General features: G+C 56.5%; 21 protein-coding genes. 11 read left to right on the top strand and 10 right to left on the bottom strand.

From position 1 onward, the window contains the following. Positions 1 to 6: 6 nt before the first annotated feature. Positions 7 to 846 carry a ChaN family lipoprotein gene (locus tag V2S86_RS01540; RefSeq protein ID WP_330760932.1) on the bottom strand — a complete coding sequence of 280 codons (840 nt, stop codon included), beginning with the start codon at positions 844 to 846 and terminating at the stop codon, positions 7 to 9. A gap of 192 nt (positions 847 to 1,038) precedes the next feature. On the opposite strand from V2S86_RS01540, the gene mmuP reads away from it, so the two are divergent. Together mmuP and mmuM are read left to right on the top strand one after the other, a co-directional pair. After that, a complete protein-coding gene (gene mmuP, locus V2S86_RS01535; RefSeq protein ID WP_330760931.1) occupies positions 1,039 to 2,448 on the top strand; it encodes an S-methylmethionine permease in 1,410 nt (469 codons plus the stop codon). Beyond that, complete coding sequence (gene mmuM, locus V2S86_RS01530; RefSeq protein ID WP_330760930.1) at positions 2,438 to 3,376, top strand: homocysteine S-methyltransferase; 939 nt, start codon at positions 2,438 to 2,440, stop codon at positions 3,374 to 3,376. Before mmuP ends, mmuM begins: the two co-directional genes overlap by 11 nt. A 48-nt stretch (positions 3,377 to 3,424) precedes the next feature. On the opposite strand, the gene maeB is transcribed toward mmuM, so the two are convergent. The 5 genes from maeB to V2S86_RS01505 form a co-directional block, all read right to left on the bottom strand. After that, positions 3,425 to 5,704 carry an NADP-dependent oxaloacetate-decarboxylating malate dehydrogenase gene (gene maeB, locus V2S86_RS01525; RefSeq protein WP_330760929.1) on the bottom strand — a complete coding sequence of 760 codons (2,280 nt, stop codon included), beginning with the start codon at positions 5,702 to 5,704 and terminating at the stop codon, positions 3,425 to 3,427. Positions 5,705 to 5,882: 178 nt separating this feature from the next. Then, positions 5,883 to 6,131, bottom strand: a complete 249-nt coding sequence (gene lysC, locus V2S86_RS01520) for an Rz1-like lysis system protein LysC (RefSeq protein WP_330763135.1) — start codon at positions 6,129 to 6,131, stop codon at positions 5,883 to 5,885. Then, entirely contained in the window at positions 6,037 to 6,420 is a 384-nt protein-coding gene (locus tag V2S86_RS01515) for a hypothetical protein (RefSeq protein WP_330760928.1), read from the bottom strand. Before V2S86_RS01515 ends, lysC begins: the two co-directional genes overlap by 95 nt. Next, a complete protein-coding gene (locus V2S86_RS01510) occupies positions 6,417 to 6,818 on the bottom strand; it encodes a M15 family metallopeptidase (protein WP_330760927.1) in 402 nt (133 codons plus the stop codon). Before V2S86_RS01510 ends, V2S86_RS01515 begins: the two co-directional genes overlap by 4 nt. After that, positions 6,808 to 7,134: a phage holin, lambda family gene (locus V2S86_RS01505; RefSeq protein ID WP_330760926.1), complete on the bottom strand. Its 327-nt coding sequence runs from the start codon at positions 7,132 to 7,134 to the stop codon at positions 6,808 to 6,810. The genes V2S86_RS01510 and V2S86_RS01505 overlap by 11 nt, the downstream gene beginning before the upstream one ends. Positions 7,135 to 7,431: 297 nt before the next feature. On the opposite strand from V2S86_RS01505, the gene V2S86_RS01500 reads away from it, so the two are divergent. After that, entirely contained in the window at positions 7,432 to 8,931 is a 1,500-nt protein-coding gene (locus V2S86_RS01500) for a glycosyl hydrolase family 18 protein (protein ID WP_330760925.1), read from the top strand. A gap of 85 nt (positions 8,932 to 9,016) precedes the next feature. On the opposite strand, the gene V2S86_RS01495 is transcribed toward V2S86_RS01500, so the two are convergent. Continuing rightward, entirely contained in the window at positions 9,017 to 9,958 is a 942-nt protein-coding gene (locus V2S86_RS01495) for a LysR family transcriptional regulator (protein WP_330760924.1), read from the bottom strand. A gap of 406 nt (positions 9,959 to 10,364) precedes the next feature. Here V2S86_RS01495 and V2S86_RS01490 point away from each other — a divergent pair, with 406 nt between their 5' ends. The 3 genes from V2S86_RS01490 (at position 10,365) to tkt (ending at position 14,196) form a co-directional block, all read left to right on the top strand. Continuing rightward, positions 10,365 to 10,958 (top strand): lytic polysaccharide monooxygenase, encoded by a 594-nt coding sequence (locus V2S86_RS01490; protein WP_330760923.1) that lies wholly within the window; start codon positions 10,365 to 10,367, stop codon positions 10,956 to 10,958. A 275-nt stretch (positions 10,959 to 11,233) separates the two neighbouring features. Next, complete coding sequence (gene tal, locus V2S86_RS01485; protein WP_004947767.1) at positions 11,234 to 12,184, top strand: transaldolase; 951 nt, start codon at positions 11,234 to 11,236, stop codon at positions 12,182 to 12,184. A gap of 17 nt (positions 12,185 to 12,201) precedes the next feature. Next, positions 12,202 to 14,196: a transketolase gene (gene tkt / locus V2S86_RS01480; protein ID WP_330760922.1), complete on the top strand. Its 1,995-nt coding sequence runs from the start codon at positions 12,202 to 12,204 to the stop codon at positions 14,194 to 14,196. 70 nt (positions 14,197 to 14,266) lie between these two features. Here the strand turns inward: tkt and nudK are convergent, their stop codons facing one another. After that, a complete protein-coding gene (nudK, locus tag V2S86_RS01475) occupies positions 14,267 to 14,842 on the bottom strand; it encodes a GDP-mannose pyrophosphatase NudK (RefSeq protein ID WP_330760921.1) in 576 nt (191 codons plus the stop codon). 255 nt (positions 14,843 to 15,097) lie between these two features. Between nudK and V2S86_RS01470 the strand changes: the two genes are divergently transcribed. The 3 genes from V2S86_RS01470 to narL all read left to right on the top strand — a co-directional run bounded on the left by V2S86_RS01470 (position 15,098) and on the right by narL (position 19,489). Then, a complete protein-coding gene (locus V2S86_RS01470; RefSeq protein ID WP_330760920.1) occupies positions 15,098 to 16,744 on the top strand; it encodes a M60 family metallopeptidase in 1,647 nt (548 codons plus the stop codon). Positions 16,745 to 17,013: 269 nt separating this feature from the next. Further along, a complete protein-coding gene (gene narQ, locus V2S86_RS01465; protein ID WP_330760919.1) occupies positions 17,014 to 18,696 on the top strand; it encodes a nitrate/nitrite two-component system sensor histidine kinase NarQ in 1,683 nt (560 codons plus the stop codon). Positions 18,697 to 18,856: 160 nt separating this feature from the next. Further along, complete coding sequence (narL, locus tag V2S86_RS01460; RefSeq protein ID WP_330760918.1) at positions 18,857 to 19,489, top strand: two-component system response regulator NarL; 633 nt, start codon at positions 18,857 to 18,859, stop codon at positions 19,487 to 19,489. A 27-nt stretch (positions 19,490 to 19,516) separates the two neighbouring features. Here narL and V2S86_RS01455 read toward each other — a convergent pair whose 3' ends face one another. After that, entirely contained in the window at positions 19,517 to 19,795 is a 279-nt protein-coding gene (locus V2S86_RS01455) for a winged helix-turn-helix domain-containing protein (RefSeq protein WP_013814038.1), read from the bottom strand. Positions 19,796 to 20,076: 281 nt separating this feature from the next. Between V2S86_RS01455 and acrD the strand changes: the two genes are divergently transcribed. Continuing rightward, complete coding sequence (acrD, locus tag V2S86_RS01450; protein WP_330760917.1) at positions 20,077 to 23,211, top strand: multidrug efflux RND transporter permease AcrD; 3,135 nt, start codon at positions 20,077 to 20,079, stop codon at positions 23,209 to 23,211. Positions 23,212 to 23,333: 122 nt separating this feature from the next. Here the strand turns inward: acrD and ypfM are convergent, their stop codons facing one another. Further along, positions 23,334 to 23,393 carry a protein YpfM gene (gene ypfM / locus V2S86_RS01445; RefSeq protein ID WP_100396732.1) on the bottom strand — a complete coding sequence of 20 codons (60 nt, stop codon included), beginning with the start codon at positions 23,391 to 23,393 and terminating at the stop codon, positions 23,334 to 23,336. 586 nt (positions 23,394 to 23,979) lie between these two features. On the opposite strand from ypfM, the gene yncE reads away from it, so the two are divergent. Then, positions 23,980 to 25,050 carry a 7-bladed beta-propeller protein YncE gene (yncE, locus tag V2S86_RS01440; protein WP_442995879.1) on the top strand — a complete coding sequence of 357 codons (1,071 nt, stop codon included), beginning with the start codon at positions 23,980 to 23,982 and terminating at the stop codon, positions 25,048 to 25,050. Position 25,051: the final 1 nt, after the last annotated feature.

Raw genomic sequence — 25,051 nt, 5'->3', positions numbered from 1 at the left:
GCGCCGTCATTTTACCGGCGGCGTGATCCACAGGTAATCCGCCATCTGGCCATCAACCTGCGCGCCCTGCTCCGCCAGCATCAGCACCGTCGGCTGCGCGCCCGGTTGCAGATCTTGCACATGCAGCGGCACCCCTACCCATTTTGAGGCGTGATAACCGCCGGCAATCAACAGCGTCGGCGTGGGTGCAGCCAGCAGGCGCTCGGCCATGCGCCGATCGCGCTGCTGTTGGATTGCCAGCATCGCGTGCAGCTGTTGGGGTTCGATTTTTCCGCCGTGCGAAGCGCGAATGGTGTCTTCCAGCGCCTTCTGCACCGCCGGGCGTACCGACAAGCGGCCCTGCGGGAACGCCGGCTGCCGGTAAAACGCCATGATTTCCTCGCGATCCAGGTTGGCCGACCAAAGCGGATACGGCGCACGCATCGCCGCCATCACCACTTCGCCGTACAACGACCATTTCCAGCCTTTCTGCCAGTCAATCAACTGCGCCACGCGCTCATCGCGCACGGCAGGATTTGCCAACAGATCCTGTTTGACCCTGTCCACGTTGGCCTGCTGGTTCGGGGTGATCATCTCCATCAGTACGCTGCCCTGCGGCCGCCGCTGCGGCAGATTTTGCACCAGCCACAGTTCGATTTGATGATGATAGGGATTGTCGTGTTTTTCCCCGACGATCACCCTTGGTTGGGCTGCAAGTCGGGCAAGAAGCCGGTCAGGCGACAAAGTTTCGCCGCTGCGTAAATCGGTAATTTTCCCCAATCCGTCAAGGGTGTTTTTCGGTACGGGCACCGGGGTCTGGCTGCAAGCGCCAAGTGCCAGCGCGGCCAGTAAAATCAGAATTCTCATGCTGCCCCCTGCAATAAAAAGTGAAGGCATTATAGATAATAATTATCATTTGCATATTGATATCCCCCCGCCCCGAGACGCCGCTAACTATTTTTTAGTTTATGACGCCCGGTCTTACATTGATTTCATGAAATATTACGGGTATAACCAATAGCCATTTAGCTGCTTAGACGTCTATACGGATGAAATACCATGCACTCACCTGAACCCGCCGAAGGGCACTTCAAACGCACCATGAAAGCCCGGCATCTGGTGATGCTGTCGCTGGGCGGCGTGATCGGCACCGGGTTGTTCTTCAACACCGGCTATATCATTTCCACGACCGGCGCTCTCGGGACTCTGCTGGCCTATCTGATCGGCGCATTGGTGGTTTATCTGGTGATGCTGTGCCTGGGTGAACTGGCCGTCGCGATGCCGGAAACCGGCGCCTTCCACGTTTATGCCTCACGTTATCTTGGCCCGGCTACCGGCTATACCGTCGCCTGGCTGTATTGGCTGACCTGGACGGTGGCGCTGGGCTCCAGCCTGACCGCCGCCGGTTTCTGCATGCAGTATTGGTTCCCGCAGTCGCCGGTGTGGCTGTGGTGCTTGATCTTCTGCGTGGCGATTTTCCTGCTCAACGTGATCACTACCCGCTTCTTTGCCGAGAGCGAATTCTGGTTCTCGCTGATCAAGGTCGTCACCATTCTGGCCTTTATCATTCTGGGCGGCGCCGCCATGTTCGGCCTGCTGCCGATGAAAGACGGCACGCCCGCGCCCTTCCTGCATAATCTGACCGCCTCCGGCTGGCTGCCGAACGGAACGCTGCCGATCCTGATGACCATGGTGGCGGTGAACTTCGCTTTCTCCGGCACCGAGCTTATCGGCATTGCGGCCGGCGAAACCGAGAACCCGGAAAAGGTGGTGCCCTGGGCGATACGCACCACGGTGATCCGCCTGATGCTGTTCTTTATCGGCACGGTATTTATTCTGGCCGCGCTGATCCCGATGGATCAGGCCGGGATTGTGAAAAGCCCGTTCGTGCTGGTGTTTGAACGCATTGGCATACCTTACGCCGCCGATATCTTTAACTTCGTGATCCTGACCGCCATCTTGTCGGCCGCCAATTCCGGCCTGTACGCCTCGGGCCGCATGCTGTGGTCATTGGCCAACCAGCGCACCCTGCCGGCCTATTTTTCCCGCGTCAATAAACGCGGCATCCCGATCAATGCATTGACCTTCAGCATGCTCGGCGGCGTGCTGGCGTTGCTGACCAGCGTTATCGCGCCGGACACGGTGTTTGTCGCGCTGTCGGCCATTTCCGGTTTTGCGGTGGTGGCGGTCTGGCTGAGCATCTGCGCCGCGCATTACGCCTTCCGCCGCCATTATCTGCGCAGCGGTCAGCCAATCGAGGGCCTGAAATACCGTGCGCCGGGTTACCCCTTGACGCCGATCCTCGGCTTTGTCCTGTGCCTGCTGGCCTGCGTAGGGCTGGCTTTCGATCCGGCGCAGCGCATCGCGCTTTATTGCGGGCTGCCGTTTGTCGCCCTGTGCTACTTCGCCTATTATCTGACCCGCCGCGCCGGGCAAAAATCTTCGTTGGGAGAAAATCATGTCCGTTAACAATACCGTCGCCGCCTTATTGGCCGCTAACCGCACGCTGGTTTTAGACGGTGCGCTGGCCACCGAACTGGAGGCACGCGGCTGCGACCTCAGCGATCCGCTGTGGTCGGCAAAAGTGCTGATTGAAAATCCCGAGCTGATTTATCAGGTTCACCTCGATTATTTCAACGCCGGGGCGCAATGCGCCATCACCGCCAGTTACCAGGCGACGCCGCTGGGCTTCCTGCGCCGCGGTCTGAACCAGCAGCAATCGCTGGCGCTGATCGCCAAAAGCGTGCAACTGGCGCAACAGGCGCGCAGCGACTATCTGACGCAACATCCGCAGGCCGCACCGCTGTTGATCGCAGGCTCTGTGGGGCCGTATGGCGCCTATCTCGCCGACGGTTCCGAATACCGCGGCGATTATTCGCTGCCGCAGGAAGAGATGATCGCCTTCCATCGCCCGCGCATTGCCGCGCTGGCCGAGGCCGGGGTCGATCTGCTGGCCTGTGAGACCCTGCCGTCGTTCAGCGAGTTGCAGGCGTTGTTGGCCTTGTTGCAGGAGTTCCCGACGCTCGGCGCCTGGTTCGCCTTCACCCTGCGCGACAGCCAGCATCTCAGCGACGGTACGCCGCTGACGCAGGTGCTGGCAGCACTGCACGGCAATCCTCAGGTGTTGGCGATCGGCATCAACTGCATTGCGCTGGAAAACGTCACCCCGGCGTTGCGGCAGTTGGCCACACTGACCGACAAACCGCTGTTGGTCTATCCGAACTCCGGCGAACATTACGACGCGGTGAGCAAAACCTGGCATGCCTGCGGGAGCGAGAGTGGCAGCCTGATCGATCAGATTGGGGAATGGCAAAACATCGGCGCCCGGCTGATTGGCGGCTGCTGCCGCACTACGCCGCAGGATATCCGCCAGATCGCCGCACGCTGCAAGGCATAAAAAAAGCCCCCTGCGCCAGAACGCAAGGGGCTTGTCGTCACTCGAGGCTTATAGCGGTTCGGTCTGCGCTTCCACCACCGCCAACGCCACCATGTTGACGATGCGGCGCACCGAGGCGATTGGCGTCAGAATGTGTACCGGTTTCGATACCCCCATCAGCACCGGCCCCACGGTCACCCCTTCCGAAGAGGATACGCGCAGCAGGTTGTAACTGATGCGCGCCGCTTCCATATTCGGCATGATCAACACGTTGGCTGCGCCTTTCAGCGGGCTGTCCGGCATCAGATCGTGACGGATACTCTCAACCAGCGCGGCGTCGCCGTGCATCTCGCCGTCAATCTCCAGTTCAGGCGCCAGCTGGTTCACCAACTCCAGCGTTTTGCGCATTTTGCGCGCCGCCGGGCAGTCAGAGGAACCGAAGCTGGAGTGGGACAGCAGCGCGACTTTCGGCTCAATGCCGAAGCGACGCACGGTTTCCGCCGCCATCAGGGTGATTTCCGCCAGCTGTTCCGGCGTCGGATCATCGTTGACATAGGTGTCGGCAATAAAGGTGTTGCCGCTTGGCAGCAGCAGCGCATTCATCGCCCCGGCGACGTGCGCGCCCTCGCGGAAGCCGAACACGTTTTTCACGACGTCATAGTGCTCGTGGTAGCTGCCGATGGTGCCGCAGATCATCGCGTCCGCCTCGCCGCGATGCAGCATGATGGCGGCGATCAGCGTCGGGTTGCCAATCACCGCACGGCGCGCCTGCTCCTGCGAGACGCCGCGACGCTTCATGATCTGATAATACTCACCCCAGTATTCGTTGAAACGCGGGTCGGACTCGTTGTTCACCACTTCAAAATCTTTGCCCGGCGTCAGTTGCAGGCCAAGCTTTTGCAGCCGCATTTCAATCACGCTCGGGCGGCCGACCAGGATCGGATAGGCCAGGCCCTGCGACACCAGCTCTTGGGTCGCGTGCAACACCCTTTCCTCTTCGCCTTCCGCCAGCACCACACGCTTCATTTCTTTCTTCGCCAGGGCAAAGATCGGCTTCATGAACAGGTTGGTTTTGTAGACGAACTCGGACAGTTTCTCGACGTAGGCGTCAAAGTCTTCGATCGGACGCGTCGCCACGCCGGACTCCATCGCCGCCCTGGCCACCGCCGGGGCAATTTTAACGATCAGGCGCGGGTCGAAAGGTTTCGGAATGATGTATTCCGGGCCAAACGACAGGTCCTGATCGCCATAGGCGGAAGCCACCACGTCGTTCTGTTCCGCCAGCGCCAGATCGGCAATCGCATGCACGCAGGCCAGCTTCATCTCTTCGTTAATGGTGGTGGCACCCACGTCCAGCGCCCCGCGGAAGATGAACGGGAAGCACAGCACGTTGTTCACCTGGTTCGGGTAGTCGGAACGGCCGGTACAGATAATGGCGTCCGGACGCACGGCTTTCGCCAGCGGCGGCAGAATTTCCGGTTCCGGGTTGGCCAACGCCATGATCAACGGATCCCTGGCCATGGTTTTCACCATGTCCTGGGTCAGCACGCCCGGGCCGGAACAGCCGAGGAAGATATCGGCATTGGGGATCGTATCCCCCAGCGTGCGCTGGCCGTTATCTTCGATGGCATAAGCCGCCTTGGTTTGCTCCATGTTGGCGTCGCGTCCCTTGTAGATCACCCCCTTGGAGTCGCAAACGGTAATGTTTTGCTGCCGTAGCCCCAGCGCCACCAACAGGTTCAGACAGGCTATCGACGCCGCACCGGCGCCGGAAACCACCAGCCGCACGTCGGAGATATTCTTTTTCACTACCCGCAGGCCGTTCAGCACTGCGGCGGTGGTAATAATGGCGGTGCCGTGTTGATCATCATGGAACACCGGGATTTTCATGCGCTCGCGCAGTTTTTGCTCGATGTAGAAACACTCCGGCGCCTTGATGTCTTCCAGGTTGATGCCGCCAAAGGTCGGCTCGAGGGAAGCGATGATGTCGATCAGCTTGTCCGGGTTAAGTTCATCCACTTCGATATCGAACACGTCGATACCGGAAAACTTCTTGAACAGAACGCCTTTGCCTTCCATGACCGGCTTACCGGCCAGTGCGCCGATATTGCCCAGCCCCAGTACCGCCGTGCCGTTGGAAATCACCGCAACCAGGTTACCGCGGGCGGTGTATTTGTAGGCCGCCAGCGGATCGGCGGCAATTTCCAGGCAAGGGGCGGCAACGCCCGGTGAATAGGCCAGCGCCAGATCGCGTTGCGTTGCCAGGGGTTTGGTTGGAGAGACCTGGATCTTCCCTGGGACCGGAAACTGATGGAAATCAAGGGCACTCTGTTTGAGCTGTTCGTCCATTATGGGTTCCTTTGCTTTTTTGCTTTTATGTTGAGGTAAGGCTTGTAAACCTTTAAGGCTAGACCAGTATAGTGAGAGAAACGTCACAAACTTTGAAGCGGGCCATAACCTTGATCGAAAAAATTTTATAAAAGTAAAAAAAACAGGTCCCACAGGACGAGAAACAAGAATACTGCCGTCAAGGCAACGGCAGTTTTGCTCGCCAGGCGTTGAGCGTCGCCACCCGACCCGCACAAATTTGCCATGCGGCTTGTAGTGCCAGCGTATAGCTGACGGCATCGCCCCAGGTGTCGCCCTGCAACAGAGGCTGCTCGCAGGGCGTGAAGACGGATTCAGGGGGCAACAGCACCACGGGCGTCGGAACCGCCGGCGGCCGGGCGCAGGAGCTCAAGCACAGCGCCAGGCATAGGCTGCCCAGCGCAGCCATCATTTTTAATCGCTTCACGGTATTTCCTCTGGTAAACGTCGCTTTGCTGCCGCCACTGCTGTTCCTGTTGCTGCTGAGCGGCCATCAACGCACGGTTCTGCGCATCCTGGGTTTGCAGCGTGGCGATAAGCCCAGCCTGCTGCGCCAAGGTCTTTTGCTGTTCGGCCACCTGCTGCCGCGCCAGCTCCAGCCGGTGCGACAGCAGCGAGCTGTAACCGCCAAGGCAAATCGCCACCGCCAACAACAGCAACAATCCGCCCTGCATGATCTTGTTCAGCCAACCGCTCATGCCGGGTAATCCCTGAAGGAGAGCTGGAAATGCGGCCCGTCCTTCAGCGTGCGCCACTCGCCGCCCCACTCGACGCTGACGGCGCATTCACGCGCCGCGCGGCGTACCGCCACGGCAATTTGCGCATAGTAATCCCACTCCCAGGACACCACGCCCGCCGGCATCGCCACCACGTCCACCGCGTGCCCGGTCAGATGCCGGCTCCTCAGCGTCTGGCTTTTGCCGGTGCGCAGCATGTCACGCTGGCGCGCCATACTGCGTACGCCTTCGCTGATGGAAAAAGGCACCAGCGAATAATTCAACGCCAGCCGCATCACCCGTACCAGATCCGGATGCACGCCAATTAAATTGTTCTCACTGCGGGCGGTAAAGCGCATTTCCTGAATTTCATTTAACATTTTTTAACCCCGTTTTCTTGCCAATGATTTTTTTAATTAATGCGCTAATATAATCAGCGCCGAGAAAGCCAATCAGCACGCTGGCAAGATTCGCCCATTTTAATTCCAGGCCTGCCAACGCCAATGCATCACGCACCGTCCAGGCCAATAACGCGCACATGCCTGCATTCAATAACCGACGTCGCATCCCTACGTTGCGATAGGCGCCATGCAAAAGCGCCATGATGCCGGCCAAAATGGCATTCATTACCGGCTGAAGGTATTCACACGCTCGCTGAATAATTAAGCCAACAGCGTCTGGCTCTAAGCTGGACATAGCTACTCTCCTGTTTTTAATTTTAATTAAATGCCAATCATCGCCGGCAGGATATCGGTACAGTCAGAATCTAGTTAAGGATGCTATAACAAAGCAAATGAATAAAAACAGTGTCTATGGTCAAATTCATTCACGATCAACACTGGCACAACAACCCCCTTAAATAACGACGGGCATCGAATAAAAAATTCACCTTTACTGTGATTTATTTCGACTTCTCTTTATCAGATAAATAAACATTTAATAGCGTCGAGAGAATCACTCTCGATGAAAAAACCTTAACTCTGGAGAAATACTATGTCTGTACGTAAAGCGGTGATTGGTTATTATTTCATTCCGACCAACCAAATTAATAACTATACCGAATCCGATACCTCAATCGTGCCTTTCCCGGTGTCCAATATCACGCCGGCCAAGGCCAAACAGCTGACCCACATTAATTTCTCGTTCCTCGACATTAACAGCAATCTGGAATGCGCCTGGGATCCGGCAACGATAGATGCCAAGGCACGCGACGTGGTCGGTCGGTTGACCGCGCTGAAAGCGCACAACCCCAACCTGCGCATCATGTTCTCCATTGGCGGCTGGTATTATTCCAACGATCTGGGCGTTTCCCATGCCAACTACGTCAACGCGGTGAAAACCCCGGCGGCACGTACCAAATTCGCGCAATCCTGCGTACGCATCATGAAAGACTATGGTTTTGACGGCGTAGATATCGATTGGGAATACCCACAGAGCAGCGAGGTGGACGGTTTTGTCGCCGCGTTGCAGGAGATCCGCATCCTGCTGGATCAACAAACCCAGGCCGATGGCCGCCAGGCGCTGCCTTACCAACTGACCATCGCCGGTGCCGGCGGTGCGTTCTTCCTGTCGCGCTACTACAGCAAGCTGCCGCAGATCGTCGCCTCGCTCGATTACATCAACCTGATGACTTACGATCTGGCCGGTCCATGGGAGAAAATCACCAACCATCAGGCGGCGCTGTTTGGCGACAGCGCCGGGCCGACCTTCTATAACGCGCTGCGCGAAGCCAATCTGGGCTGGAGCTGGGAAGAGCTGACTCGCGCCTTCCCTAGCCCATTCAGCCTGACGGTGGACGCCGCCGTACAGCAACACCTGATGCTGGAAGGCGTGCCAAGCAGCAAAATCGTCATGGGCGTGCCGTTCTACGGCCGTGCGTTCAAAGGCGTCAGCGGCAACAGCAGCGGCCAATACAGCAGCCACAGCACGCCGGGGGAAGATCCGTTCCCGGGTACCGATTACTGGCTGGTGGGTTGCGAAGAGTGCGTCCGCGACAAGGACCCGCGCATCGCCTCTTACCGCCAACTGGAACAGATGCTGCTTGGCAACTACGGCTATCAGCGCCTGTGGAACGACAAAACCAAAACGCCGTACCTGTACCACGCGGCCAACGGCCTGTTCGTTACTTATGACGACGTCGAAAGCTTCAAGTACAAGGCGAAATACATCAAGCAGCAGCAACTGGGCGGCGTTATGTTCTGGCACCTGGGGCAGGACAACCGCAACGGCGATCTGCTGGCCTCGTTGGACCGCTATTTCAACGCGGCCGACTATGACGACAGCCAGTTGGATATGGGCACCGGCCTGCGCTATACCGGCGTCGGCCCCGGCAATCTGCCGATCATGAGCGCGCCGGCGTACGTGGCGGGCACCACCTATCCACAGGGCGCGCTGGTGTCTTATCAGGGCTACGTCTGGCAGACCAAGTGGGGCTTTATCACTTCCGTACCGGGCTCCGACAGCGCCTGGCTGAAAGTGGGCCGCGTAGCTTAACGGCATAAAAAAACCCCGTGGCTCGCGCTGCGGGGTTTTTACTGCTTTAAACGTTTAATTTTCGCATCCCTTCGTTGTTATTCCCTCAGTTGTTACACCAAGGGTAACCCCCATCCCGCACCACTTCACGCCCCATCAGGCTGAAAACGTCGCTTTTACGCGTCAGGCGTTCATGCCACCAGGTAAAACCGGTCCCCTTGCTGGCCGGGTGCCAGGCCAGCCAAATCATTTCGTCACCTTTTTGCATATCGACCGGTACCGTCACCAGTTCGCCGCTCGCCAGCTCTTTTTCGATCAGCGAAGGCGGCAGAAAACCGTGGCCGATACCGCGTTTCAACAGCGCCAGCTTGCTCTCGACGTCGCAAACCACCAATTGGCGCTGCAACGGCATCGTACCGTGGTTGCGCTTCGGCAGCTCGTGGCTGCTGTCGGCGATCACCACCACGATGTCATTCAACCGCTGATTTTTATCCACCGGTTTTTTCTGTGCCGCAAAGGGATGCGAAGGCGAAACGCACAGCACGAAATTCAGCTTGCCGAGCATCAGCGTCTTGGCCTGCACGCTGTCCGGGATCTGACCAATGGCGATAATCAAATCCGCCCGATTGTTCTTCAACGCATCCCAGGTGCCGTTCAGCGCTTCCCGCTGTACCGATATGTTGGCGTTCGGGCTGTGCTGAATATAGTCACGTATATCCTGGGTGAGGGTTTCCAACGGAAAGAACTTATCGACGACGATGCGGATATTATTATCGAGTTTCGGGATATTCCTCACCCGGCTCTCGAGATCCTGCACCGCATTTAAAATCCAGCTGCCCTCTTGCAGCAAGAATTCCCCTTCATCCGTTAGGGTAATCATCGGGCCATTGCGATGAAATAATTTCACGCAGAGTTTACTTTCAATATTGGAAACCCGATAAGATATCGCCGAAGGCGTTTTATGTAACGCCTCCGCCGCCATAGAGAAAGAACCGGTACTTTTTATGGTGCTGATTATTTTAATCGCATCCAGGGATAATCTAGTCATACTAATTCCTCTTTGACATAAAATAAGAAAAATTGACACTAAATTCCCAGGTAACTGGCGCGTAAAAAACGTTCAAGTCATACAAGAGTAAGCAAAACCACAAGCAATATACTCCATATCGGAGAGCATCATCTGAAAGAGTATTCATCAATCCATTAAGTAAAATTCATCATGACGCTGCGATTTTAGACAGCAGCGTTTAAATAAATTCAATCAAAAATCAAAAGACATTCATCATAATAATTTCAGTTAATAGCCTATAAAACATTCCATCCTCATCCATGACACGAATGATAAAAATAAAACAAGCCACCCATAATGATGTTTTTTAATTTCGTTAATGACCTCTCATTTCAGTGGTGAAAATACACTCAACTTACAATATAACTTCAGTCAGGAGTGACTCATGAACAATACTTCTCGTACCCTTATGTCTCTCGGTCTGCTGAGCGCCGCCCTGTTTGGCGTATCACAACAGGCTAACGCCCACGGCTATGTCGAAACACCGGCCAGCCGTTCCTACCAATGCAAGCTGCAGCTCAATACCCAGTGCGGCAGCGTGCAATACGAGCCGCAAAGCGTCGAAGGTCTGAAAGGTTTCCCGCAGAACGGTCCGGCGGACGGCCATATCGCCAGCGCCGACAAGAGCACCTTCTTCGAGCTGGATCAACAGACGCCAACCCGCTGGAACAAGCTCAACCTGCACACCGGCGCCAACTCCTTTACCTGGAGGCTGACCGCCCGTCACAGCACCACCGGCTGGCGCTATTTCATTACCCAACCAAACTGGGATGCATCGAAGCCGCTGACCCGCGCCTCCTTTGACCTGACGCCGTTCTGCCAATACAACGACGGCGGCGCGATCCCAGCCGCGCAGGTCACCCACCAGTGCAATATACCGGCAGACCGCAGCGGTTCGCATGTGATCCTCGCCGTGTGGGATATAGCAGACACGGCCAATGCTTTCTATCAGGCGATTGACGTGAATTTGAGTAAATAACCGGAGGAAGTCCCCTGGGGTTCAGCCGGGCGCTGAACCCTTTTTATCGCTGTTGCCCCTACTCTACTCGCCGCGTACCCCCAAGCCAAAAACCCTATTCTCGCAGGTGCAACCCGCAGCCGGCCTGGGTCGGGGCGGGATCCATTGTTCTTATCCATCGCAACAATCAGAAAAAGCGCATTTTATTCATCAGGCTTATGATGCAGTGTGTTCACCCTATGATGAAAAAGGTTCTCATTTCCCTACATGTTTGGCACTGATCAAGGAGCGTATAAATGAACCAATTAGATGCACTCAAGCAGCTGACGACGGTTGTGGCCGACAGCGGCGATATTGAATCCATCCGCCAGTTCGAACCCCAGGACGCTACCACCAACCCTTCGCTGATCCTGAAAGCCGCGGCGCTGCCGCAATATAAGCCACTGATCGTCGAAGCGCTGAACTACGCCCGCCAACAGGGCGGCAGCAAAGAAACCCAGCTGATTAACGCCGGCGACAAACTGGCGGTCAACATTGGCGTCGAGATCCTGAAAAGCGTGCCGGGCCGCATCTCTACCGAAGTGGACGCCCGTTTGTCGTTCGATCGCGGCATGTGCGTGGCCAAAGCGCGCAAACTGATTGGCCTGTATCAGGAACAGGGCATCGACAAGTCCCGCATCCTGATCAAGCTGGCATCAACCTGGGAAGGCATCAAAGCCGCCGAGGAACTGGAAAAAGAAGGCATCAACACCAATCTGACGCTGCTGTTCTCCTTCGCCCAGGCCCGCGCCTGTGCCGAGGCCGGCGTGTTCCTGATTTCGCCTTTCGTCGGCCGCATCTACGACTGGTACCAGGCTAAGCAACCTGCTGCCGAGTACGACGCCGAGCAGGATCCGGGCGTGAAATCGGTGCGCACCATATATGAATACTACAAACAGCACCGTTACCAGACGGTGATCATGGGTGCCAGCTTCCGTAAGGTAGAGCAGATCCTGGCCCTAGCCGGCTGCGATCGCCTGACCATAGCGCCGAACCTGCTGGAGCAGCTCAAACACAGCGAGCAACCGGTCGAGCGCAAACTGACGCCGTCCACCGAAGGTTTCTATCAACCCGCCCCACTGGCCGAAGCCGAATTCCGCTGGCTGCATAATCAAGACGCCATGGCGGTTGAGAAACTGGCCGAAGGTATCCGCCTGTTCGCCGTTGACCAGCAGAAGCTGGAAGACATGCTGGCCGCTGAACTGTAATTATTTTGGAGTTATGAATGTCCTCTCGTAAGCAACTCGCCAACGCCATCCGCGCACTCAGCATGGACGCCGTACAAAAAGCAAATTCCGGCCATCCGGGCGCACCTATGGGCATGGCGGACATCGCCGAAGTCCTGTGGCGCGACTACATGAACCATAACCCGACCAACCCGCACTGGGCTGACCGCGACCGCTTCGTGCTGTCCAATGGCCACGGCTCCATGTTGATTTACAGCCTGCTGCACCTCACCGGCTACGACCTGCCGATGAGCGAGCTGGAAAACTTCCGCCAGCTGCACTCCAAAACCCCGGGCCACCCGGAATACGGCTACACCCCGGGCGTCGAAACCACCACCGGCCCGCTGGGCCAGGGCATCGCCAACGCCGTCGGTTTCGCCATTGCCGAACGCACCCTCGGTGCGCAGTTCAACCGCCCGGGCCATGACATCGTCGACCACCACACCTACGCCTTTATGGGCGACGGCTGCATGATGGAAGGCATCTCCCACGAAGTCTGTTCTCTGGCCGGTACCCTCAAGCTCGGCAAACTGACCGCGTTCTACGATGACAACGGCATCTCCATCGACGGTCACGTGGAAGGCTGGTTCACCGACGACACCGCCGAGCGCTTCGAAGCCTACGGCTGGCACGTGGTGCGCCACGTTGACGGCCACAACCCGGACGCCATCAAGGCGGCGATTGAAGAAGCCCGCAAGGTCACCGACAAGCCGTCCCTGCTGATGTGCAAAACCGTGATTGGTTTCGGCTCCCCGAACAAGGCCGGTACCCACGACGTGCACGGCGCTGCGCTGGGCGCCGCCGAAGTGGCCGCCACCCGCGAAGCCCTGGGCTGGAAATACGCCGCCTTCGAAATCCCGCAGGACATCTATGCCCAGTGGGACGCCAGGGAAGCCGGCCAGGCCAAAGAGTCTGCCTGGAACGACAAGTTCGCCGCCTACGCCAAAGCCTTCCCGGAACTGGCTGCCGAATTCACCCGCCGCGTGAACGGCGAACTGCCGGCCAACTGGAAAGCCGACGCGCAGAAATTCGTTGAGCAGCTGCAGGCCAACCCGGCCAACATCGCCAGCCGCAAGGCGTCGCAGAACGCGCTGGAAGCCTTCGGCAAGGTGCTGCCGGAATTCCTCGGCGGCTCGGCCGACCTGGCACCAAGCAACCTGACGATGTGGTCCGGCTCCAAACCGCTCAATGAAGACCTGGCGGGCAACTACATCCACTACGGCGTGCGCGAGTTCGGCATGACCGCCATCACCAACGGCATCGCGCTGCACGGCGGTTTCCTGCCGTACTCCGCGACCTTCCTGATGTTCGTGGAATACGCCCGCAACGCGGTACGCATGGCGGCGCTGATGAAAATCCGCAATGTGTTCGTTTACACCCACGACTCCATCGGTCTGGGCGAAGACGGCCCGACGCACCAGCCGGTCGAGCAAATCGCCAGCCTGCGCGTGACCCCGAACATGAGCACCTGGCGCCCGTGCGACCAGGTGGAGTCGGCGATTGCCTGGCAGTACGGCATCGAGCGCAACGACGGCCCGACCACGCTGATTTTCTCGCGTCAGAACCTGACGCAGCAGCCACGCACCGCCGAACAGCTGGCGAACGTGTACCGTGGCGGCTACGTGCTGAAAGACTGCGCGGGTACGCCGGACGTTATCCTGATTGCCACCGGTTCGGAAGTGGGCATCACGGTGGAAGCGGCAGACCAGCTGAGTGCAGCGGGCACCAAAGTGCGCGTGGTGTCGATGCCGTCGACCGACGCGTTCGACAAACAGGATGCGGCCTACCGTGAATCGGTACTGCCGTCTTCGGTCACGGCGCGCGTGGCGGTGGAAGCGGGTATCGCGGATTACTGGTACAAGTACGTGGGCCTGAACGGCGCCATCGTGGGCATGACCAGCTTCGGCGAGTCGGCTCCGGCAGAGCAGCTGTTCAAAGAGTTCGGTTTCACCGTGGACAACGTGGTGGCCAAGGCGCAGGCGCTGCTGAAGTAAGTCACGGCAGGGGCGGCTTATTCCGCCCTGAACATGACAACGCCAGGCCCGGCAATTTTGCCGGGCTTTTTTATGCCATAATTCGGTGAATTTGCAGGTATTGCAGCAGCATAATGGTTTTGCCGTCTTTGATCCTGCCGTCGGCGATCATCGCCACCGCCTCGGTGAACGGCAGCTCCACCACTTCGATATCTTCGTCTTCGATACCACCGCCGGCAGCGCGGCGCTCATCGTCATGGTATTCGGCGATAAAGAAATGCACGATCTCGGTCACGCCGCCCGGCGACATGTAGGCTTCGAAAATCTTCTTCACGTCACCGACCTGAAAACCGGTTTCCTCCACCGCTTCACGGCGCGCGCACTGCTCCGGGGAATCGGCGTCCAGCAGACCGGCACAGGCCTCCAGCAGCATGCCGCTGTCGTTGCCGTTGACGTAGGTCGGCATGCGGAACTGATTGGTCAGCACCACCGTGCCCTTGGCGCGGTTATACAGCAATATGGTGGCGCCATTGCCGCGATCGTACACCTCGCGCATCTGCTGGACGGAACCGCCATCCTTGCGTTTCAAATCAAAGGTGTACTTGTGCAGCACATACCAGTTATCCGACAGCAGCTCTTTCTTCACATTCTCAATTTTCGCCGACATGAACCCTTCTTCTTTTCCGTTAGCTGTATCGCAAAAATGATACCGCGATTGGGTCTCCAGGCGACAACGGATTTGCAACAAAATTCGCATCGCCCTGCCGTCAACATTCGGGTTACAGCCGGCGCATCGTTAAAAACGCTTAAAATAATAAAAAGTAAGTAGCAGGAAATAAACAATACCTTCATAAAACTGTCGAGTTTTGTAAATACCTACCGTGAACGACAACATTCATCTTGCTTCTTATGGAGTATTAAATTGAAAGCAGTAAATCGCTATTCCTTATCTTTGGGGTTTATATTCATCGTCGGCACGTCCGCCCAGGCGGCGGAATGTCAAAACATTCCCGATTGGGTCGCCAAAACCTATCCGGAAAAAGGCACCCAAGTCAAAAAAGACAATACGCTGTTTGCCTCCAAATGGTGGGCGGAAAAAAACCATATTCCCGGTGCGGCAGGCTGGGTTGGCGAACCCTGGCAGAACCTGGGCCAATGCGCCGAACAAGCGCGGCCGTGGTGGGAAGCCTACAGTGAGCAAGAAGGTTTTACAGACGCGCTGCGCTACATCCATACCAGTCTGGATGAGCTGCGAAAAAACCCTGAGCGCGCGCAAGCGGATTCGCAAGATGCCCGAACGCCATTGTATTGGCTCAAACGAACGATGCATATGTATCCGTTAACGGAACACAATACTTATAATATGCCGATAGTGCATGAATCCAGTTGGTATAACTCGCGATATGGCAATATGGGGCGCGGAATTTTCTTTTATACTCGAACCCTGGGTCATAAAGGGAACAGCGTTACGATTAAAACCGGCGATATTCCACCCGGTAGCCTTTGTTATGCAGCGACCAGCGCGACGTTTAATAATGTCGACACGCTATTCACTTCAAAGGTAAAACTGGCATCCAATAAAGAAACCCTTTACAACTTTGACCAAACCGGCGTGCTGGCATTAGGGTGCAGCCACCCGGAAAAACAGCAGAACGGCAAATTCGTGCAGTTAAAAATAGAGGGCGGAGCCGAAAGCAATTTGCATATCTTCGGCCAAAATACGCAAGAGGATTGGGAACAGCAAAAACTATCGGCCGACTTATTTGGCGGCGTGGTTTTGTATGACGGTAAGGGCAATCACTTCGTCCCGAAGAAAATCACCGACCGCACACAAGAAATCATCAATAAATCCCTGGGGGAAAGCCTCAGCGTTGCCGCCCTGTATGAAAAAATAAACGGGCTGGACGGCTCCGCCGAGATGTTCACCGCATCTGAAGGGTCACTGTTCCTGAATTACAGCAAGTGCTGCAACGCTGAGTTTCGCGAAGGCTCGGTAAACGTCGGCTTCTTCGACGACAAAACCACTCGCGCCAACGGCGCTCATTGGGGGCTATGGCATGAATTGGCACATCAGAACGAACCCCGGTGGGAGTTCGACGTCTTCCCTGAAATTCAGGTAAATCGCTATTCGGTATTGGCCTGCCGTATGCTGGCCGAGCGAAATGACTTTGACTACGGAAAAAACTGCAAACTCGGCGATAACACCGAATGGGATAAAGACGCGGTACGTAAATTCCTCGCTTCCGAGATTCGTTACGCCGATTTTCCGAAAAATCAGCATGACGTTGCGCTGGGGTTCTTTACCAACCTGCTGCACGCTTACGATGAATCTTTCTATCCCAATATTAATCGACAACGCCTGAAGCAAGTCTTCGCCGCGCCAGGCAAGGAGATGGTAGACAAATATAAATTTGTGCTGGGTACCAAGCAAAAAGTCATCGATTTTAATGTTGTCGCCTACAGCCGGGAAGCCGAGCAAGACCTGCGCGAATACTTTACCCGCTGGGGATTGCATTTCAGCGACGCCGCGTCACGGCAAGTTGCCGACATGAACCTGCCAAAACCCTGATCGTTGCATCTGAACCGAGCCGCCGCCCTGAAAGCGGGCGACGGTTCTCCGTCATGTTGACCGTTCATTCAATAAACTGCATCAACAAGCGGCATTTCTGAGTAACATTTCAGCGTTGCTCCCCATTCATTAGATTACACGACGACAATTATTTTCGTTTCATTGACAACTTTGATACAAAACCCGGCGAATTTTAGTTGCAAAACTTATAATTTTACTTTCGAATGAAACCCGACATTGCACGTCGCCCGTGAGAAAAGGATCCGTGATTGCTTGTTAAACGTTCCGTGACCGGCAGCCTGGCCAAAGCGCTATTTTGCATCGTGATTTTGTCCGTGCTTTCCACCGGGCTGGCGCTGACCGCCGTTGCCGGCAGCCTGCGTGACGCCGAGGCGGTGAATATTGCCGGCTCGCTGCGCATGCAGAGTTATCGGCTGGCTTACGATCTTGCCCGGCAGGCTGTGGGGACGGATCAGCATCTGCGGCAATATCAACAATCCCTGCAAGCCCCGGTGCTGCAAAACCTGGAGCGCTTTTACGTGCCTGCCGACGTCCGGGAGAAATACCTGTCGCTGCAGCAAACCTGGCGGCGGCTGGCGCAGCAGATCCGTACAGGACAGTCGGCAGATTATCAGGCCAACGTCGCCGGCTACGTTGACCAGATCGATCATTTTGTTTTAGCTCTGCAACGCTATTCCGAACTCAAATTGGCCATAGTGGCGACCATCAGCGTGGTGGGCTATATCGCCATTATCGGGCTGGTGCTGTTTTGCATTCGCTTTATGCGCCGCCAGGTGGTAGCGCCGCTGAAACACCTGGTGGACGCCAGCCAGCGCGTGCAACAACGGGATTTTCACCATCCGCAACTGGATGTGGCGCTGCCGAACGAGTTGGGCGTGCTGTCGCAGGCTTTTACCGCCATGTCGGACGATCTGGCCAAACTGTATCAGTCTCTGGAGTTAAAGGTTCAGGAGAAAACCCAGCGTTTGCAACAGGCGAACGAGATGCTCGAAGTGCTCTACAACTGCTCACAGGCGCTGAGCGTGCGGCAAATTGGCCGGCAGGCCTTTGAGCAGGTCCTGCACATCGTGCGCCAGAGCGAGCAGTTGCTCTGCATCCGGCTGAACGTGGCGGACAGCCTCAGCGAATGGCAACTGACCAGCGGCACGCCGTCGCCAACGCAGGCCTGGCAACGGCTTACCATCGTTCAGGACGGCAAGCCGCTGGGGGAACTGTGCTGGCAGCATCAGGATCAACCGCCGCATCCGCATTTGATGCAAAGCGTGGCTAACATGCTGAGCCGCGGCGTTTATTTCAATCGCGCGCAGAAACAGCACATGCAGTTTTTGCTGATGGAAGAGCGTGCCACCATCGCCCGCGAGCTGCACGATTCACTGGCCCAGGCGCTGTCGTTTTTGCGGATTCAGCTTACGTTGCTCAAACGTACGCTGGCAGGCGGCTCACCCCAGGCGCAGGAGATTATTAACGATTTTGACCGTGCGCTGGCCGACGCCTACCGCCAGTTACGCGAACTGCTGACCACCTTCCGCCTGAACATTCAGGAGGCCGATTTGAACGCCGCGTTGCACCAGTTGCTGACACCATTAAAGGTTCTAACCAGCGCGCGGATTCAGTTACACTGTCGGCTTTCCTCCCAGGCGCTCGATGCCCAACAGCAGGTGCATGCATTGCAGATTGTGCGGGAAGCGGTGCTCAATGCCATCAAACATGCCGATGCACAGGAGATAGTGATCCGTTGCGAGGTCACCGCGAGCGGTGATAATGCCATCAGCATTGTTGACGACGGCTGCGGCATCGCCAGCCTGAGTGAGCCGGAAGGACACTATGGGCTGACCATCATGAGCGAACGCGCTGCGCGACTGGGGGGCACGTTGCTCATCCAGCGAGGCGAGCCCAAGGGTACGGAAGTCCGTTTGACATTTCCGCCATAAATCAGGGCCATTCACTCCTCGTTACCTTTTAGGAAGGTATGAAGGCTATTTCAGGATGTTCGTGGCGCCGATTGCCACTATTTTATAAGAGTCTGTCCCACTGTGAAGCGCGCTGCACAACGCGTTTGAGTGGCTTTACTCGCTACAGGGAGCATATGTCATGGTGATGAAGAATTATCGAGTATTGATCGTCGACGACCATCCGCTGATGCGCCGCGGCATCAAACAGCTGCTGGGGCTGGACCCTTGGTTTACCGTGGTGGCCGAAGCCGGCGACGGCAACGAGGCAATTGCCCTGGCGCTGCAACACACACCGGACGTGATCCTGCTCGATCTGAATATGAAAGGGCTGTCCGGCCTGGACACGTTGAAAGCGCTGCGCAATGAAGACGTCGATGCGCGCATCATCGTGCTGACGGTTTCCGATGCGCGCAGCGACGTGTATGCGCTGATCGACGCCGGCGCCGACGGCTATCTGCTGAAAGACAGTGAACCGGAACAGCTGCTGGAACATATTCGCGCGGCGGCGGAAGGCCAGAACGTGATCAGCGATGCGGTGGCGGACTACCTGTCATCCCGCAGCGAACAGCACGATCCCTTCGCCGAACTGACCGAACGCGAGCTGGATGTGTTGCAGGAAGTGGCGCGCGGCATGTCCAACAAACAGGTGGCGGCGCAGCTGCACATTTCCGAAGAGACGGTGAAAGTGCATATCCGCAATATGCTGCGCAAACTGGACGTCCGTTCACGCGTGGCGGCGACGGTGTTGTACCTGGAACACAAGAGTCAATGACACTTCCCCCGGCATGCCGGGGAAAGTTTATTCGATGGCGGCAAACAATGCCTGATGATGTTGGTGGATCCAACTCTTGTTGAGTGGCCCCCAGTTTTCCAACTGGTAAAAACCGTCGTTATTGCGCACACCCTGCTGCACAAACTGCAACTCCACCCCCAGTCCAGGCAAAGCTTTCAGCACGTCTTGCAGCGTACGGCGCGGCCAACCGGTCAATTCCATCAGACGTGGAACGTTTGGCCGTTCACTGTGGCTGATCAGCCAGCACAGATAAAGGCGACGGGCAAATACCGGGTTAATTTCCATGCCAAGCTCCTGCTTTGCGGTGAGTCCTGATGATGTTCCGGGAACCTTGATCGGCCAGGCCCTTGATAGTCATAATATTGTCTTAATGACGTTTTTTACTGGCGCTGAGAGGTCATTACCGGTTTCTACTACCGTTATTTACATTATCTCCTTTTTTTCTCCACGCTTTACTCCCCCTTCGCGAGTAAAGTGCCATAACGCCGGAATCCTTCCCAGCCGCTGGTAAACGCAATCCAGATGCGTCTTAAAGATAGAACAAGTCACAACGAGGTTCGCGCTGCATGGCCAATTTTTTTATTGATCGCCCGATTTTCGCCTGGGTTTTGGCAATTATTCTTTGCCTGACCGGCGCTTTGGCGATTTTTTCCCTACCCGTGGAACAGTATCCGAACCTCGCGCCGCCGAACGTTCGCATTAGCGCCACCTACCCTGGCGCCTCAGCGCAAACGCTGGAAAACACCGTTACCCAGATTATCGAACAGAACATGACCGGCCTGGACAACATGATGTACATGTCGTCGCAGAGCACCAACACCGGACGAGCCACGGTGACGCTGACCTTTGAGGCCGGCACCGATCCCAACGAGGCGATGCAGCAGGTGCAAAACCAGTTGCAGGCGGCGATTAAACGGCTGCCGCAGGCAGTGCAAACTCAGGGCGTGACGGTATCAAAATCCGGTGATACCACGCTGATGATGGTGGCCTTCGTCTCTACCGACGGCAGCATGGACAAACAGGATATCGCCGATTATCTGGTGTCCAATTTGCAAGACCCGCTCAGCCGCATCAATGGCGTGGGCAGTATGGACGTTTACGGTTCGCAGTACGCCATGCGCATCTGGCTCGATCCCAACAAGCTGACCAGTTACCAGCTCACTACCCAGGACGTGGTTACCGCCATCAAGTCCCAGAATGCCCAGGTGGCGGTCGGCCAGCTCGGCGGCACGCCGTCCGTCGACAAACAGGCGCTGAACGCCACCGTCAACGCCCAGTCGCAATTGCAGACGCCGGAACAGTTCAGGCAAATCACCCTGCGGGTCAATCAGGACGGCTCACTGGTGACGCTGGGCGATGTTTCCACCATCGAACTGGGCGGCGAAAACTATGACTACCTCAGCCGCTATAACGGCATGCAGGCCGCCGGCATGAACATCAAACTGGCCTCCGGCGCCAACGAGCTGCAGACCGACCAGTTGGTGAAGGACAAAATCGCCGAGCTGTCGCAGTATTTCCCGCACGGGCTGGAGGCGAAGATCGCCTATGAAACTACCCCGTTCGTTAAAGCCTCAATCAAAGACGTAGTAAAAACGCTGCTGGAAGCCATTGTGCTGGTGTTCCTGGTGATGTACCTGTTCTTGCAGAACTTCCGCGCTACGCTGATCCCCACCATCGCCGTGCCGGTCGTGTTGCTGGGCACCTTCGCCATTCTTTCCGCCTTCGGATTCAGCATCAATACCCTGACCATGTTCGCCATGGTGCTGGCGATCGGCCTGCTGGTGGATGACGCCATCGTGGTGGTGGAAAACGTCGAGCGAGTGATGAGCGAAGAGGGCCTGCCGCCCCGCGAGGCCACGCGCAAATCCATGGGGCAGATTCAGGGCGCACTGGTCGGCATCGCCATGGTGCTGTCGGCGGTGTTTATTCCAATGGCGTTCTTCGGCGGCACCACCGGCGCCATTTATCGCCAGTTCTCGATCACCATCGTGTCCTCCATGGTGCTGTCGGTGCTGGTGGCGATGATCCTGACCCCTGCCCTGTGCGCCACGCTGCTCAAGCCGCTCGCCAAGGGCCATCACCACGGCAAGCGCGGCTTCTTCGGCTGGTTCAACCGCATGTTCAACCGCAATGCCGATCGCTACGAGCGAGGTGTGGCGCGCGTGCTGCATTTCAGCTTGCGCTACATGGTGATTTATCTGCTGCTGCTCGCCGGCATGGCGCTGCTGTTCATCAAGTTGCCGAGCTCGTTTCTGCCGCAGGAAGACCGTGGGATATTCACCGTGCAGGTACAGTTACCGCCGGGTTCGACCCTGCAGCAGACCGCCAAGGTAGTGGAAAAAGTCGAGCACTACTTCCTGACCAAAGAAAAACAGGACGTGCTGTCGGTGTTCTCCACCATCGGTGCCGGGCCGGGCGGCAACGGGCAGAACGTGGCGCGCATGTTTATCCGTTTGAAAGACTGGGATCTGCGCACTTCCGGAGCCAATACCTCTTTCGATATCATCGATCGCGCCACTCATGCGTTCAGCAAAATCAACGAGGCACGGGTCATTGCCAGCAGCCCGCCGGCGATTACCGGCTTGGGCAATTCTTCCGGCTTCGATGCGGAGCTGGAAGACCACGCGGGGCTGGGCCACGCCAAACTGATGGCGGCGCGCGACCAATTGCTGCAACTGGCAGGGGACAACCCGCTGCTGGCCCGCGTTCGCCATAACGGTTTGGACGACAGCCCGCAGCTGCAAATCAATATTGATCAGCGTAAGGCGCAAGCGCTCGGTGTGGCTATCGATGACATCAACAACACGCTGTCTACCGCCTGGGGCTCGACCTACGTCAACGACTTTGTCGATCGCGGCCGAGTGAAAAAGGTGTACGTACAGGCCGCCGCGCCGTTCCGCATGCTGCCTGGCGATATCGACAAATGGTATGTACGCAACAGCGCGGGCGGCATGGTGCCGTTCTCGGCCTTCTCGACCTCACACTGGGAATATGGCTCTCCGCGCCTGGAGCGTTACAACGGCAGCTCGGCGGTGGAGATCGTCGGCGAGGCGGCGGAAGGCGTCAGCACCGGCACCGCCATGGCCGAGATGGAGAAAATCGTCAGCCAGCTGCCGACCGGTTTCGGCCTGGAATGGACGGCGATGTCCTATCAGGAACGGCTGTCCGGCTCGCAGGCACCTGCGCTGTATGCCATTTCGTTGCTGGTGGTGTTCCTGTGCCTCGCGGCGCTGTACGAGAGCTGGTCGATTCCGTTCTCGGTAATGCTGGTGGTGCCGCTCGGGGTAATTGGCGCCGTCGCCGCCACCTGGCTGCGCGGACTGGAGAATGACGTTTATTTCCAGGTTGGTCTGCTGACTATCATCGGCCTGTCGGCGAAGAACGCCATTCTGATCGTCGAATTCGCCAACGAGCTGAATCAGAAAGGGCAGGATTTGATGTCCGCCACGCTGGAAGCCTCACGCATGCGGCTGCGGCCGATTTTGATGACCTCGTTGGCCTTTATCTTCGGCGTATTGCCGATGACCATCAGCAGCGGTGCCGGCTCCGGCAGCCAGCATGCGGTAGGCACCGGGGTGATGGGCGGCATGATTTCCGCCACCCTATTGGCGATCTTCTTCGTGCCGCTGTTCTTTGTACTGGTACGGCGGCGCTTCCCGGGTAAACCCTTGCCGGTAACAAACGCGGAAAACGCCGAATAGCGGGCATAAAAAAGCAGCATCGGCTAACCGATGCTGCTTTATCTTGAACGAGAATGTCGTTCCCAAGGTGTTTTCAAATACCGGCAAATAAACCATACCTTGTTATTAGTTTCAACGCAGTGTCAGTTACCCAACATCTCATCGATGAAGTCTTTCCAGTTTCCTAACTCACGATCAACCATAATACTTTACAACCTCAATGATTAGACGAAGCGAATTCTACGCCTGTTTTTTGAGCAAGTGAAGTATTTCGGGAACGATGCCGGCCGCGGAAACCGGGGTTGGCGCACATTTTCGTATTAATCCTACCCAAGAGTATTTCAGCATATTCCCCGTTGCGATAAGCGTCATCGCTACCGCGTGCAGAAAGCATAAAAGCCGGTGCTGCGCCGAAGCCGCCGCCCACTTAACGGATAAGTTGGCCATGTGTTTCGGGAAGTCATTCAGGGCATAACCCCCTATTGACGCCGTTCTTCTGCTCGCTCTTGTTGAAGGGAGCCTGTTTCTGGTTGGTGTTGTCGCTCACAGAGCGCCCAAGACGGCAAACGTAGAGCGCGGGCGCGGCATCGACAGCCACGGCGCACGGCGCTGTACCCACTTCTGAACGTTGTATTTTTATTTACAGTTCTTAACAAAAGCCGGGCGAATACAGTGGATATCCGTCAACAAGAAAAACACATGAACACCAATGATTAATTAAATGATATTGATATTAATTATCAATATCATTAGCATCTGAAAATCGTAAATTGATGTAAAGGAATGTCTATGCCGATGCACCTGATCGCCCCAACCAAAGGTTTCTCTCTCAGTGCCCTGACTTCTGCCCTGCTGCTGTTGTCTTGCTCAACGCTGGCTGCCGAACTGCCCGAAAGCCATTTTCAGACCAAACCGGTAGGCTATGGCCTGTACGAACTGGCTTTTGACAGCGAAAACAACACCCTGTTTGCTGCCTCTACGCCTTCATTCGCCAAAGGGAAAAACACCGGTATCGTCTATCGGGTCAACCCGACCACACTGGCCACCGACGCCAATATCCTGACCCAGCGCCGCGCCTTCGCTACCGCGTTGGATGAACAGCGGCATCTGCTGTATATCGGCAATACCGTAGACGGCTCGGTGACGGTGATCGACACCCAAACGGGCAAAGAACTCGCCACCATCCAGCTTGATGAAAGCGTGAAAGAAGACCCGTTCACGCCAACCCGCGAGATGGTGCTCGATAAGAAAAACCAGCGTTTGTATGTCTCCGGCACCGCGAAAAAAGGCGTGTTGTGGGTTATCGATACCGCCAATCGGAAAAAAATCGCCACCCTGAGCAACATGGGCGAATACCCGACCGGCATTGCGCTGGACAGCGAACGTGGCCGTCTCTACTGCGTCAACGGCGCCGGCGAACTGATCACCCTGGACACCGCCAGCCACAACATCCTGAAACGCGTGGTGGTTGAACCCGCCAAGAAACACTTCTTCCTCAACATTAGCCTGGACAACAAAACCGGCCGCGCTTTCATCACCGATCCCGATCTGCCGAAGGTGCTGGTTGTTGATGTGAATAGCGGGAAAATCCTACACCAGATTGACGTGATCAATTCCCTGGCGGTGTTGTTCAACCCGGTGCGCAACGAGATCTACATCAGCCACCGTGAAGCCAAGCGCATCAGCATCGTTGACAGCAACAGCTACCAGGTAAAAAACAGCATCACCACCACTGCCTTGCCGAATAGCCTCGCACTGTCCGCAGACGGCAATACGCTGTTTGCCAGCATCAAACAGTCCAAGGAAGAGATGGAGAAGAAGCAGGACTATCTGATTAAGATCAACCTTGGCGGATTGTGAG

It is taken from the genome of Serratia sp. C2(1) (assembly GCF_036352655.1).
Classification (GTDB): Bacteria; Pseudomonadota; Gammaproteobacteria; order Enterobacterales; family Enterobacteriaceae; genus Serratia; species Serratia inhibens.
The sequence above is the reverse complement of the archived record's forward strand: the minus strand, read 5'-3'. Positions and strand labels throughout refer to the sequence as shown.